The 13,699-nt window shown below is 66.4% G+C and carries 13 protein-coding genes and 2 pseudogenes; 14 read left to right on the top strand and 1 reads right to left on the bottom strand.

The window, feature by feature from the left end; all coding sequences use genetic code 11:
• A pseudogene (locus HC022_RS09745) lies at positions 1-966 on the top strand (FAD-binding oxidoreductase); the annotation flags it as partial.
• A gap of 96 nt (positions 967-1,062) precedes the next feature.
• On the opposite strand, the gene HC022_RS09740 reads toward HC022_RS09745, so the two are convergent.
• A complete protein-coding gene (locus HC022_RS09740; RefSeq protein ID WP_167452293.1) occupies positions 1,063-1,911 on the bottom strand; it encodes a lytic transglycosylase domain-containing protein in 849 nt (282 codons plus the stop codon).
• A gap of 364 nt (positions 1,912-2,275) precedes the next feature.
• On the opposite strand from HC022_RS09740, the gene HC022_RS09735 reads away from it, so the two are divergent.
• The 13 genes and pseudogenes from HC022_RS09735 to HC022_RS09675 form a co-directional block, all read left to right on the top strand.
• A complete protein-coding gene (locus HC022_RS09735) occupies positions 2,276-2,473 on the top strand; it encodes a Flp family type IVb pilin (protein ID WP_008885896.1) in 198 nt (65 codons plus the stop codon).
• Positions 2,474-2,603: 130 nt separating this feature from the next.
• Positions 2,604-2,750, top strand: a complete 147-nt coding sequence (locus HC022_RS09730; RefSeq protein WP_008886205.1) for a hypothetical protein — start codon at positions 2,604-2,606, stop codon at positions 2,748-2,750.
• A 236-nt stretch (positions 2,751-2,986) separates the two neighbouring features.
• On the top strand, positions 2,987-3,847 hold the full coding sequence (cpaB, locus tag HC022_RS09725) for a Flp pilus assembly protein CpaB (RefSeq protein WP_167452292.1): 861 nt from the start codon (positions 2,987-2,989) through the stop codon (positions 3,845-3,847).
• Between the two features lie 203 nt (positions 3,848-4,050).
• A complete protein-coding gene (locus HC022_RS09720) occupies positions 4,051-5,472 on the top strand; it encodes a type II and III secretion system protein family protein (RefSeq protein ID WP_089954549.1) in 1,422 nt (473 codons plus the stop codon).
• Between the two features lie 22 nt (positions 5,473-5,494).
• Complete coding sequence (locus HC022_RS09715; protein WP_254885031.1) at positions 5,495-6,136, top strand: OmpA family protein; 642 nt, start codon at positions 5,495-5,497, stop codon at positions 6,134-6,136.
• Positions 6,137-6,351: 215 nt separating this feature from the next.
• Positions 6,352-7,602, top strand: coding sequence for an AAA family ATPase (locus tag HC022_RS09710; protein ID WP_167452290.1), 1,251 nt, complete (start codon positions 6,352-6,354; stop codon positions 7,600-7,602).
• Positions 7,603-7,616: 14 nt separating this feature from the next.
• Positions 7,617-9,050 carry a CpaF family protein gene (locus tag HC022_RS09705; RefSeq protein WP_167452289.1) on the top strand — a complete coding sequence of 478 codons (1,434 nt, stop codon included), beginning with the start codon at positions 7,617-7,619 and terminating at the stop codon, positions 9,048-9,050.
• A gap of 4 nt (positions 9,051-9,054) precedes the next feature.
• Entirely contained in the window at positions 9,055-10,020 is a 966-nt protein-coding gene (locus tag HC022_RS09700; protein WP_089954560.1) for a type II secretion system F family protein, read from the top strand.
• A gap of 13 nt (positions 10,021-10,033) precedes the next feature.
• Positions 10,034-11,008 carry a type II secretion system F family protein gene (locus HC022_RS09695; protein ID WP_167452288.1) on the top strand — a complete coding sequence of 325 codons (975 nt, stop codon included), beginning with the start codon at positions 10,034-10,036 and terminating at the stop codon, positions 11,006-11,008.
• Between the two features lie 4 nt (positions 11,009-11,012).
• Complete coding sequence (locus HC022_RS09690) at positions 11,013-11,579, top strand: tetratricopeptide repeat protein (RefSeq protein WP_167452287.1); 567 nt, start codon at positions 11,013-11,015, stop codon at positions 11,577-11,579.
• Between the two features lie 30 nt (positions 11,580-11,609).
• Positions 11,610-12,470 carry a lipopolysaccharide assembly protein LapB gene (locus tag HC022_RS09685; protein ID WP_167452286.1) on the top strand — a complete coding sequence of 287 codons (861 nt, stop codon included), beginning with the start codon at positions 11,610-11,612 and terminating at the stop codon, positions 12,468-12,470.
• Between the two features lie 4 nt (positions 12,471-12,474).
• On the top strand, positions 12,475-12,972 hold the full coding sequence (locus HC022_RS09680; protein WP_167452285.1) for a prepilin peptidase: 498 nt from the start codon (positions 12,475-12,477) through the stop codon (positions 12,970-12,972).
• Between the two features lie 90 nt (positions 12,973-13,062).
• Positions 13,063-13,699, top strand: a pseudogene (locus HC022_RS09675) (ATPase); the annotation flags it as partial.

Here is a 13,699-nt window from a genome sequence, read left to right as displayed (position 1 = left end):
GATCGGCGGGCTGCTGTCTACCAACGCCGGCGGGGTCAACGTGCTGCGCTACGGCAATGCCCGCGACCAGGTTCTGGGGCTCGAGGCGGTGCTGCCCGATGGCACGGTCTGGAACGGGCTGAAGCGGCTGCGCAAGGACAACACCGGTTACGACCTGCGGCACCTGCTGCTTGGCGCCGAGGGCACGCTCGGGCTGATCACCGCGGCGTCGCTGAAACTGGCCCCGGTGCCGGCGTCCGTGGGCACGGCGTTCTTCACCGTGGAAAGCCCGGCGGCGGCGCTGGCACTTCTGGCGCTGGCCCGCGACCAGCTCGGCGAGGGCATTAGCGCCTTCGAACTGATCTCGCGGCAGGGGCTCGACTTCCTGACCGAGAAGCTGCCCGAGGTGCGCCAGCCATGGCCCGCGGCGCCGGAATGGTGCGTGCTGATCGAGCTCGGCCTCGCGCGCGGGCTCGACCCGGCGAGTGCGCTCGAGACGCTGTTCGAGACGGCGCTGGATGAAGAGCTGGTGAGCGACGCCATCGTCGCCCAGTCCGAGCAGCAGCGCACCGAATTCTGGGCGGTGCGCGAGCGCATTCCCGAGGGCAACAAGGCCATCGGCGCAATCTCGTCGCACGACATCTCGGTGCCGCTGGGGGCCATCCCCGAGTTCATCGAGCGCGGCGCGCCGCTGATCGCCGGGCTGGGCGACTTCCGCATCAACTGCTTCGGGCACCTCGGCGACGGCAACCTGCATTACAACGCCGCGAGGATCATGTGAACCAGCGCGAGGAGATCAAGCGCACGGTGCATGACCTTGTCCACGCCTATGGCGGTTCGGTGAGCGCAGAGCACGGCATCGGGCGGCTCAAGGTCGAGGATCTCGAGCGCTACGGCGATCCGGCGAAGCTGGCGGCAATGCGGGCGATCAAGGCGGCGCTTGACCCTGCGGGGATCATGAACCCCGGCGCGGTGCTGCGCGGCTGAGGTCGTCGGGGGCGCTGCCCCCGTCGCGCCTTGCGCGACTCCCCCGGGATATTTCGGGCCATTGGAAACCGCGGGCATCCGCGGGGCGGTCGCGCGTCAGTTCGAGGCGATGCGGAAGACGCAGCCGTCCGAGATGAGCTCGGGCTGGGTCAGGCAGAGCCCGCGCGCCACGCTGAAAGCGGCGAGCACCTTGGGCACGTAATCGCGGGTCTCGGCATAGGGCGGGACACCGTTGTGGCGGGGAATCGCGTTCTCGCCCGCGTTGTTGGCCCCCCGCCCCCTCAACCGGGCGCCCTCGGACGGCCTCCTCAGGAAGTCGAGGAAGGCGACGCCGCCCCGGATGTTCTGCACCGGATCGAAGGCGTCGCTGACGCCGAAGCGCGCGGCGGTGGCGGGCATCAGCTGCATCAGCCCCTGCGCGCCGGCGCCGCTTACCGCGTTCGCCCGGCCGCCGGATTCGACCGACATCACCGCCAGCGCCAGCGCCGGCGACACCCGCGTGCCGACCGTGGCGCGGAGCAGCGCGGCGCCATGGGCCTTGGCCATGGTCTGGAGGTCCTGCAGTCTCGGCGCCGCCACGCCCCGCCCCTGCGGCGGGTTCGACAGCTTGATGAGCGCGGGCTCGAGCCGCCCCGGGCCGCTGGCGGCAAGCTCGGGCGAGACCACGTCCCAGAACCAGCCGTAGGAGACGCCGCCGGTTGCGCGGCCCGCAGGCGCCGGCAGAGCGCCGTCACCCGCCACGGGCGGCGGGGCGGCCACGACCGGGGTGACCGGCGCGGGTTCGATCTGGACGGTGATGCGCTTCTTGGTACCGGGCTTCGGCGGCGTCACGCGCTTGGCGGTGAACTCCGGAAAGGCCGGCGGCTTGTCGGCCCGCGCCCCGCCGGCACAGACACCGGCGAGCGAGACGGCCAGCAGCGCCGTGACACCCAGTCTTCGGAACATCGCTCGACCTGCCTCTGGTCTGTTTTCCGGTTGTTATGGCCCATAGTCTGACACAAAGCCCGGTTTCCCCCAACATCGTCGCCAGAATGTCCCCCCGGGCCGTGCCATTTTCGCCGAAAACAGCCTTCACTGGCGGCTTATGGAAAGAAAGTTCAGAAATTTATCGTGCAGGAACAGATAATTGAAACGAAACATGCCGGAAGATGGCGGGGCACCAAAAACACTCTGATTGCGCCCAAATCGTGCCTGATTCCGGGGGCTAAATCTCCTCATACCGCGACGGAACGGGGCAACGAGAGAGGCCCACATCGGATCGAAGCGGTGACGTGAGCCACACAAGACACATCATTCCACGGAGAGAGACATGCTGAACTTCATCAAAACCTTCCGCAACGACGAAGACGGTGCCGTGACGGTTGACTGGGTCGTGCTGACCGCAGCCGTGGTCGCAATGGCGATCGGCGCCTACACCACCATCGCCGACAACTCCGAGGCCATGATCACTGCAGCCGGCGGCGCAGTCGCAGCCGAGCAGGTCGAGCTCTTCGGCGCCACGCAGTAATTCCGGCCCAGGTTTTTCCACCGGGTCGGCGGCGACCGGCCCGGTGGACAACCATCTGAAGCGCGTCAGTCATGAGGTCGCAAACATGGTTCGGGTTTTCAGGAATTTTCTTCGGAGCGACTCCGGGGCAGTGACCGTTGACTGGGTCGTGCTGACGGCATCGGTGGTCTTCATGGCCGCCATCTCGTTCTACCAGATCCGCGACAGCAGCGGGAGCATGGAAGAGGCCACAGCCTCGGCGCTTGCCGCGGAACAGACCAGTCTCTTTCCCGAGTAACCGCCGGTTCCGGATCGTACCAAGGGCCCGCCTCGTCATCGAGGCGGCCTTATCGTTTTTCGCCTCGCGATCCAGCCCACGGCAGACCCAGGCGGTCGCCGCGACACGCGACACGCGACACGCGCCGCGAAAAAGCCCGGGAGGGGCCGGAATTGGCCACAATCCCCGGCTAACAACGAGATTTGAGCGCGCCAGGGAACCGTGGCGCCCACGGCAACAACCCGCGAGGTAAGAACATGCGACTGGTATTCGGACTCGTACTGATCGCGGGCCTCGGCCTCGCAGGCTTTGCCGTTCATCTGGCGCAGAAGCAGTTCGGCGCCTACCAGAACGCCCTGCAGCAGGAGCGGGCGAAGGCGGTGAAGGCCGTGCCCACCCGGATGATCTACGTGACGACCCAGGCCGTGCCAACCGGAGAGGTGCTCCGTAAGGAGTATGTCAAGCTGGCGCCCTGGCCGCAGGAGATCCTGCCCGAGGGCGTCTTCGACGAGACCAATCCGCCGTTTGCCGACGGCGAAGCCCCGCGCGTCGTGACCCGCGCCATGGACAAGTTCGAGGCGGTTCTGACCACCAGGATCAGCGAACCCGGCGGCGATGCCGGCCTGACGACGCGGCTCGAGCGCGGACAGCGTGCCTTTGCCATCAAGGTCGACGTGACCTCGGGCGTGTCCGGCTTCCTGCGCCCCGGCGACCGGGTCGACGTCTACTGGACCGGCAAGATGCCCGGCACCGACGACAACCTGCCGCGCGGCGAGGTCACCAAGCTGATCGAGACCGCGGTGAAGCTCATCGCCATCGACCAGACCGCCGAGGTCGAGAATTCGGACGCCACCATCGCGCGTACCGTCACCGTCGCGGTCAGCCCGCAGCAGGTCGCGGGCCTCGCGCAGGCCCAGAGCACCGGACGGCTGTCGCTGTCGCTGCTCGCCGCCAACGACGACAGCATCGCCGAGGCCATCGAGGTCGACCAGCGCACCCTGCTCGGCATCCGGACCGTCGAGCGCAAGGTCGAGGTCGAGGCCGCCGAGCGGGTCTGCACCACCCGGGTGCGCCGCGGCTCGGAGGTCGTCAACATTCCGATCCCCTGCACGAACTGAGTTCTTTCAAACGTTTGACCGGGGGCGCCATGCGGCGCCCCCGTTGTCGTCCGCGCAGGGTTCCCATCGCGATGTTGCGATATATCCACATAGGGACTGCGTCGGAAGCCTCTGTTTATTGCAATAAAACCTGAACTCGCGCAGTCTTTGGAAAAATGCAGGCGACAGATCTGCAACCGAGGCGAAGTCGAAAGGCAGGTCACATGAGACTCAACAAGTACCTCAAGGCTGCCCTGATCGGCTTGGCCCTGACCGCGGGCCCGCTTGTCGAAGACGCCCGTGCCGACAACCTCCGCGTGGTCCGGACCGGCACCGAAAGCGTGCTGAACGTGCCGATGAACCGCGCCGTGGTGGTCGAGAGCGACGAGCCCTTCGCCGAGCTTTCCATCGCCAACCCCGCCATCGCCGACATCTCGTCGCTCTCCGAACGCACGATCTACGTGCTCGGCAAGACGCCCGGAACCACGACGCTGACGATTCTCGACGGCAACGGCCGCCTGATCACCAACGTCGACGTCCGGGTCGCGGCGGATGTGACCGAGTTCAAGGAACGTCTGCGCCAGATCCTTCCCGGCGAATCCATCGAGGTGCGCACCGCCAATGACGGCATCGTGCTGTCGGGCACCGTCTCGAGCGCCCAGAAACTGCAGCGCGCGCTCGATCTCGCGCAGCGCTACGCGCCCGAGCGGGTCTCGAACCTGATGACCGTGGGCGGCGTGCAGCAGGTCATGCTTAAGGTGCGCTTCGCCGAGATGCAGCGCTCGGTCTCCAAGAACCTACGCTCGTCGCTGTCGATCGGCGGCCCGATCTTCGGCGAGGACGAGATCACCATCGGCTCGGAAACCGGCACCTGGCTCAATTCGGGCAACAGCTACGGCGACGCCGTGACCGTGGCCGACGGCACCGAGGGCGCGCTGCTGCTCGGCTTCAACGGCGCCATCGAGGTGGGCATCCTGCTCGAGGCGCTCGAGAGCAAGGGCATGGTGCGGACGCTGGCGGAGCCGAACCTGACCGCCCTTTCCGGGCAGGAAGCAAAGTTCCTCGCCGGCGGCGAATACCCGGTGCCGGTCTCGCAGGAGGATGGAAAGCTCAGCGTCACCTACAAGCCGTTCGGCGTCGAGCTGAACTTCGTGCCCACGGTCATCGACGGCGACCTCATCAACCTGCAGCTCGAAGCGGCGGTCTCGTCCATCGACAGTTCGAACGGCATCACCACCGACGCGATCAGCATCGACGCCTTCCGCCGCCGCGAGACCTCGACAACCGTCGAGATGCGCGACGGCGAGAGCTTTGCCATCGCGGGCCTGCTTCAGGACGACTTCCGCGACGTGAACGGTCAGGTGCCGTGGATCGGCGACATCCCGGTGCTGGGCGCACTGTTCCGCAGCGCCGAGTACGAGCGCCAGCAGTCCGAGCTCGTGATCATCGTGACGCCGCACCTCGTGACGCCGACCCGCGGCGAGGCGCTGGCCCTGCCCACCGACCGGGTGATGCCGCCGACCGAGAAGGACCTCTTCCTGTTCGGCCGCACCTCCTCCGACGACGCCCGGCGTCCGCGGACCGGCGGCGCGGCCGAGGTTGCCAGGCAGGACTTCACCGGATCTTATGGCTACGTGATGGACTGACGGGATGCAGGGGCGCTACAGCATGATCAGGATCGGCATCGCGGGCCTCGGTCTCCTTCTCGTCACCGGCTGCGGCGCGGAGTTCTACCGCGAGGCGGGCGCCACCACCGATCGCGGCGACTTCGGCAATGCCACCATGAACAACACCATGCTCATGAACGGCGACCGCAGCTACGTGCTCGACCTCGGCCAGCGGTTCGCCGAGGACGTGCCGAGCATGGTGAACTTCGCCTTCAACAGCTCGCAGCTCGACGCCGGTGCGCGCGAGACGCTGCGCGTGCAGGCCGGCTGGATCAGACAGTTCCCCGAGGTGCGCTTCCGGGTCTACGGCCACACCGACCTCGTGGGGTCGGCAAGCTACAACCGGCAGCTCGGCCTCGCCCGGGCGCAGGCCGTGGTCGCCTACCTCGCCAGCCAGGGCATCTCGCGCTCGCGACTCGAGGCGGTGGTGTCCTACGGCGAAACGCAGCCGCTGATCATGACCGAGAACCGCGAGCGCCGGAACCGGCGCACCGTGACCGAGGTCTCGGGCTTCGTCGACGGCCATCCGAACCTGCTCGACGGCAAGTATGCAGAGGTGATCTACCGCGAATACGTCCGTTCGGCGCAGCCGAAGACGACCCTGAGCGGCATCACCGGCTCGGACATGGCGACCGAGCAATAACCGGATCGGGCCGGAGAACCGTCCGGCAATACCGTACAATTACGGTTTTTCGGCCCAAATGTTGCCTAGTTTCCCAGAGATTTTGCCCCTGTAGGGACAGCTGCGTCGAGCGACTCGGCGCGGTGTGTCCCGGAAGCGGGCAAAAGCCGTATTGATCGATTTTTGCCTCCTGCCTTCCGGGTCGGTCCCCCCACAAAGGCAAAGGATGAGAGGCGATGACCAGAACGACAGCGCTGCACACGCCCCCGGCCCCGATCGTCGCCTGCACGATCAGCCGGAACGTGCAGAACTTCGATCTTCTCATCGAGGACATGGAAGCCCTGCTCGGCGAAGGCTGGGGCGATCTCGGCTTCGGCGAGGCGCTGGCGTTCCTGAACCAATCCGACGCCCGCGCGCTGGAATTCGTGGCGCTGGCCATCGACGGCCAGGACGAGCAGAACCTCGGCCTGCTCGCCGAGGTCATCGCCGCTGCGAAGAACCGCGGCATCAAGGTCGTGCTCATCGCCGAGGACGTGACGCCTTCGGCGCTGCACCAGCTGCTGAGGCGCGGGGCGGATGAATTCGTGCCCTACCCCCTGCCCGAGGGTGAGCTTTCCGTCGCGGTCGACCGGATGCGCAGCGCCACCCGCGCGGTCAGCGACCCGACCTTCGACCGGCGCGGCAACGACGGGGTGACGCTCTCGGGCGGCGGCGACGGCGTTCTGATCGCCGTGCAGGGCCTTGCCGGCGGCTGCGGCGCCACGACCTTTGCGGTGAACCTCGCGTGGGAGCTCGCCAACATCGGCAAGGAACGCACGCCGCGGGTCTGCCTGCTGGATTTCGGCTTCCAGTTCGGCTCAATCGCCACCTATCTCGACCTGCCCCGCCGCGAGTCGGTGATGGAGCTGCTGGGCTCGGTCGAGGCGATGGACGGAGACAGCTTCGGGCAGGCGCTGGTCACCTTCCAGGACAAGCTGCAGGTGCTGACCTCGCCCTCGGACGTGGTGCCGCTCGACCTGCTGGGCCCGGACGAGATCAAGGCGCTGCTCGACGTCGCCCGCGAGCATTTCGACTACGTGGTCGTCGACATGCCAGGCACGCTGGTGCAGTGGACCGAGACAGTGCTGCTCGAGTCGCAGGTCTACTTTGCCCTGCTCGAGCTCGACATGCGCTCGGCCCAGAACGCGTTGCGGATGAAGCGCGCGCTGCAGGCCGAGGACCTGCCCTTCGACAAGCTGCGCTTCGCGCTGTCGCGAGCGCCGAAATTCACCGACCTGCAGGGCAAGAGCCGCGCCAGGCGCATGGCCGAAAGCCTCGGCATCCGTCTCGACGTGCACCTCTCCGACGGCGGCAAGCCGGTGGCCATGTCCGGCGATCACGGCATTCCGCTGGCCGATCAGGCGCCCAAGAACCCGCTGCGCAAGGACATCGCCAAGCTGGCGGCCGAACTTCACGCGATCGGAGAAACAGACGCGGAAGCGGCCTGAAAGGACCTCCACCCATGTTCTCGCGCTACAAGAAGACCCCGGTGAAGGATGCAGTGCCCGTCGCGGCACAGGCTGCCCGGACCGAGGCCGCGCCCGCGCTGAAACCCGCGAACATGCGCAAGCCCCTGCCCCCGAAGCCCGCCGAGGCGGCGCCACAGGACAAGGAGAAGAAGCGCAAGGAGCGGCTTGGCGAGATCAAGCTCGAGCTGCACCGCGCGTTGCTCGACAACCTCAACCTCTCGGCCATCGACCAGGCCAGCGAGCGCGAACTGCGCGACGAGATCAGTGACATCGTGGCCGAGACGCTGCAGGACAAGGGCGTCGTGTTGAACCGCGAGGAGCGCACGACCCTCAACCAGGAGCTCTACGACGAGGTGAAGGGGCTCGGCCCGCTGGAAACCCTGCTCAAGGACGACACCGTCTCGGACATTCTGGTGAACGGTCCGCACCAGATTTTCGTGGAACGTTCGGGCAAGCTGTCGCTCTCGGACGTGGTGTTCAAGGACGAGCGCCACCTGATGCGGATCATCGACAAGATCGTCTCTGCCGTGGGCCGCCGCGTCGATGAATCGAACCCCTACGTGGACGCCCGTCTCGCCGACGGCTCGCGTTTCAACGCCATGGTGCCGCCCATCGCGGTCGACGGCTCGCTGGTCTCGATCCGGAAGTTCAAGAAGGACAAGCTCGGCATCGACGACCTGATCAACTTCGGTGCCTTCACCGAGGAAATGGCCGTCTACCTGCAGGCCGCCGTGGCGACACGCCTCAACGTCATCGTCTCGGGCGGTACCGGCTCGGGCAAGACCACAACGCTCAACGCGCTGTCCTCCTTCATCGACGACAGCGAGCGCATCCTGACCATCGAGGACACGGCGGAACTTCAGTTGCAGCAGACCCACGTGGGCCGCATGGAAAGCCGGCCGCCCAACGTCGAGGGCAAGGGTGCCGTCACCCCGCGCGACTGTCTCAAGAACGCGCTGCGGATGCGCCCCGACCGCATCATCGTGGGCGAAACCCGCGGCGAAGAGGTCATCGACATGCTCCAGGCCATGAACACCGGCCACGACGGCTCGATGACCACAATCCACGCAAACAACGCCCGTGACGGCATCTCGCGCCTGGAAAACATGATCGCCATGGCGGGCATCGAGATGCCGCTGAAGGCGATGCGCAGCCAGATCTCCTCGGCCGTGAACCTGATCGTGCAGGCCTCGCGTCTGCAGGACGGCTCGCGCCGGATGACCTCGATCACCGAGATCACCGGCATGGAGGGCGACGTCATTTCGATGCAGGAGATCTTCCGCTTCCAGCGCGTCGGCCTGACGCCGGACAACAAGATCATCGGCCATTTCACCGCGACCGGGGTGCGCTCCCACTTCTCGGAACGCTTCAAGATGTGGGGTTTCGACATCCCGCCGTCGATCTACGACCCCTTCCGCCCGGAGTAAGCCCATGCTGTCCGCAGAAATCATCATCTACGGCCTGATCTTCGCGGGGGTGCTCGTGCTGGTCGAGGGCGTCTATCTCGTCGCCTTCGGCAAGTCGATCAGCCTCAACAGCCGCGTGAACCGCCGGCTCGAGATGCTCGACAAGAACGTCGCCCGCGAGGAGGTCCTCGCCAAGCTCCGCAAGGAGATGGACCAGCATCTCGAGAACCGCGGCATCCCGCTCTATTCGATCCTCGCCGACCGCGCCCAGAAGGCGGCCCTCGCCTTCACGCCGAACCAGCTCATCCTGATGATGGCGGGCGTCAGCGTCTTCGCCTTCTTCGGCCTCACCATCGGCACCGAGGCAAGCCTGCCCGTGCGCATCGTCATGGGCATCGGCATGGGCGTCGGCGGCGTCTTCATGTGGGTGAACGGCAAGGCCAGGAAGCGCCTGTCGCTGATCGAGGAGCAGCTTCCCGACGCGGTAGAGCTGATGGTGCGCTCGCTGCGGGTGGGGCACCCGTTCAGCTCGGCCATCTCGGTTGTCTCGCGCGAGATCAAGGACCCGCTGGCCACCGAGTTCGGCATCATCGCCGACGAATCCACCTATGGTCGCGACATCGGCGAGAGCCTCAAGCACATGGCCGAGCGGCTCGACATGCAGGACCTCCGCTTCCTCGCGGTGGCGGTGACGATCCAGCAGCAGTCCGGCGGCAACCTCGCCGAGATCCTCGAAGGCCTCGCCAAGGTGATCCGCGCCCGCTTCCGGCTGTTCCGCCGGGTGAAGGCGATCACCGCCGAGGCGCAATGGTCGGGCAAGTTCCTGTCCGGTTTCCCTGTCGCGGTGCTGCTGATCATCCAGCTCACCGACCCGCATTACTACGACGAGGTGCTGGACCACCCGTGGTTCATCCCCGCCTGCTTCATCGTGGCAATCTTCCTGGCGCTGAACCTCATCGTCATGCGGATGCTCGTGAACATCAAAGTCTGAGAGGCCGTCCCCCATGTTCGACAATCTCACCGCTATGATCACCGAGAGGCTCGGGCCGGCCGGGCCGCTCATGGTGGTCGCGGGCCTGGCGCTTCTGCTGATCCTCTCGACCGTGCCGCTGCTGCTGCGCCAGAAGCCCGACCCGATGGACAAGCTGGCCAAGTCCGGACGCGCGCGCATCGACGCCGAGACCAAGGCGATCCTGCGCGACACCCGGCGCAACGCCAAGCTCAACAAGTACGCCCAGTATCTCGAGCCGAAGAGCGCCGAGGAGCTGGGGCAGATGCGCCTGAAGCTGCTGCAGGCGGGCTACCGCACCCCCGACTCGGTGCGGCTCTACTACCTCGCGCAGATGGTTCTGGGGCTCGGTCTGCTGGCCGCGGGCACGACGTACTACGTCATGTTCAAGGACGGCCCCGACGCCACGATGCAGACCAAGCTCATGTATATCGTGGGCCCGGGCGCCGTCGGCTACCTTGCCCCGAAATACTGGATCACCAAGCGGGTCGAGGAGCGCAAGAAGCAGATCGAGGAGGGCTTCCCGGACGCGCTCGACATGATGCTTGTCTGCGTCGAGGCCGGCCAGTCGCTCGACCAGTCGATCGTCCGGGTGTCGAAGGAGCTGCGCGCCTCCTACCCGGCGCTGGCCGACGAGTTCGAGATCATCAGCCACGAGATGAGGGCCGGCAAGGACAAGTCCAACGTGCTCAACGACATGGGCGAGCGCTGCGGCGTGCAGGACGTGTCCTCCTTCGTGACCGTGCTCAACCAGGCCGCCAACTTCGGCACCTCGATCGCCGACGCGCTGCGGATCTACGCCTCGGAAATGCGTGACAAACGGGTCATGCGGGCCGAGGAAAAGGCAAACAAACTGCCGACAAAGATGACGCTCACGACTATGATGCTGACGGTGCCGCCGCTGCTGATCATCCTCGTGGGTCCGTCGGTGGTGAGCATCAGCGAATTGGGAAAGCTCGCAGTCAAGTGACGTGATGCGCATCAGAGCGACCACCTGTCTGAGCCTTGGCCTTCTGTTGGCCGCCTGCTCCACGGGCGGCCGGTTGGCGTCCGTGGACGAAAACCAGGTCTATGCCCCCACGCTCGACCCGCGTGGTGAGTCCGTCGACGGGCTGGTGGTCGGCCATCGCCTGATGGCCGCCGGGCAGTACGAGCTTGCGCTCGAAGCTTTCACCCGCGCCGCCGGTGAACACGGGCTCACGCCCGAGGTCATCACCTCGCTCGGCACCGCCAACCTCGCGCTCGGGCGGCTCAATCAGTCCGAGCGGCTGCTGCGCCGCGCGGTGGAGGAGGAACCGACCTGGGCCGAGGCCTGGAACAACCTCGGCGTGGTGCTGATGGAGCGCGGACAGACCGCCGAGGCCTCCGAGGTCTTCCGTCGGGCGTATGCGCTGGACAATGGCGAAAGTGACGCAATCCGCGACAATCTGAGGTTGGCGCTCGCAAAAATGGAGAATTCGGACTATGGTGCGAGGCAAGAACAAGAATATGCGTTGGTGCGCCTGGGGAGTGGCAGCTACCTGATCCGGCGCGCCTTCTAACGAGGCAAGAGCAGTATAAGGACGCAGCACATGCGCCACCCCATTCTCGTGATCCTCTGCGTTGCAGGGGTCGTCGGTCTATCCGCATGTGACAAAGCCATCGACAAGGACGCGGTCGACCGCGACTTCGCCGGTGTGAACGCCATCGACGGCACCGGGCTCAACGAACTCATGCTCACCGCGGGCGACCCGAACGAGGCGGTGGCCTATTTCCAGCGCGCCGACGGCATGGATCCCGACCGCATCGATCTGCTGCGCGGCCTTGCCAAATCCCTTGTCCGCGCCAAGCGCAACACCGAGGCCGTGGCCGCCTGGAACAAGGTCGTCTCGCACGCGGATGCCACCGACGAGGACTTGGTGTCGTTGGCCGACGCGATGATCCGCAACAACGACTGGGACCGCGCCGAAGCCACGCTCAACGCCATCCCGCCGACCCACGAGAGCTACCAGCGCTACCGGCTCGAGGCGATGATCGCCGACAGCAACCAGAACTGGGCCAAGGCCGACAGTTTCTACGAGACCGCCGTGGGTCTGACCACCAAGCCCGCCCCGGTTCTCAACAACTGGGGCTATTCCAAGCTGACCCGCGGCGATTACGCCGGCGCCGAGAAGATGTTCTTCGACACGCTGCGCCACGATCCCGGCATGTTCACCGCCAAGAACAACCTCGTGCTCGCCCGCGGCGCGCAGGGCAACTATACCCTGCCGGTGATGCAGATGAGCCAGGTCGAACGGGCCGAGCTGCTGCACACGCTCGGCCTTGCGGCGATCAAGCGCGGCGACGTCGAGATCGGCAAGGGCCTGCTGCGCAATGCCGTCGAAACCCACCCGCAGCACTTCGACGCCGCGGCCACGGCGCTGGCGGCATTGGAAGCCCCGGTCTCGAACTGAGCCGATGCTGTCGATTTCCGCCTCCGCCGCGACCTGGTTCGCGCCTTTCGTGCTGCCGATCTGCCTCTATGTCAGCTTCACGGACATGCGCGAGTTGCGGATCACCAACCAGGCGAACCTGCTCCTGCTGCTGGTCTTCATGGTCGTCGGGGCCTTCGCCCTGCCCTTCGACGCCTATCTCTGGCGCTACACCCATCTCGCCGTGGCGCTGGTCGCGGGCATCGCGCTCAACGCGGGCGGCATCATGGGGGCGGGCGACGCCAAGTTCATCGCGGCCGCCGCCCCCTTCGTGCATCTCGGCGACCTGCGCTTCCTGATGGCGCTGCTCGCCGCCTCGATCCTCGCAGCCTTCCTGAGCCACCGCATCGCCAAGCTGAGCGGGCTCTCGCGTCTGGCACCCGACTGGAAGAGCTGGAGCAGCGGCAATCGCTTCCCCATGGGCATGGCGCTGGGAGGCACACTGGCGCTCTACCTCGTGACGGGAATCGTCTACGGCAGCTGACGCCGCCGCTTTTCCCAAGGTCAGCCAAGCTCTCGCCACAAAAATTCTGTTTCCTGCCTGGGAACAGAACACATCGGGCCCCGCAGAGAGATGAACATGGAAACCCGCGCCGTCATGGCGCCCCCGCCGCCCAAGCGGCTGGACGAGCTCAGCCTGCCCGGGGTCTTCATGCGGGACATCGCGCTCAAGACCGTGTTCCGCAAGAACGCCACCACCGTCAACCACCTGTCGCGCGCCATGTGCCTGCCCATCGGCATCACGCAGGAGATCATCGACATCGCCCGCGCGCAGGGGCTGCTCGAGGCCATGGGCACGCTCAACGCCTCGGGCTCCACCGGGATGCCCTACCAGCTCACCGATTCCGGCAAGGCCCGGGCGCTCGACGCGCTGGCGCAGTCCGAGTACTTCGGCCCGATGCCGGTGCCCCTCGACATCTACCGCGAGCAGGTGAAGCGGCAGTCGATCCGCAACGTCCGGATCTCGCGCGAGCAGCTGCTCGGCGCCATGGGGCACCTGATCCTGCCCGAACACCTGATCTCGCACCTCGGGCCCGCCGTCGGCGCCGGCCGCTCGATCCTGATGTACGGACCTCCGGGCAACGGCAAGTCATCGATCTCGAACGGTATCCGCGACGCCATGGGCGACAAGATCTACGTGCCCCGCGCCATCGCGTACTCCGGCCAGGTGATCTCGGTCTACGACCCCATCGTGCACTCCGCGGCCGAGG

This window comes from Salipiger sp. HF18 (assembly GCF_011806505.1).
GTDB classification, from domain to species: Bacteria; Pseudomonadota; Alphaproteobacteria; order Rhodobacterales; family Rhodobacteraceae; genus Salipiger; species Salipiger thiooxidans.
Note: the sequence above shows the minus strand (reverse complement) of the source record. Positions and strands in the feature narration are given on the sequence as shown.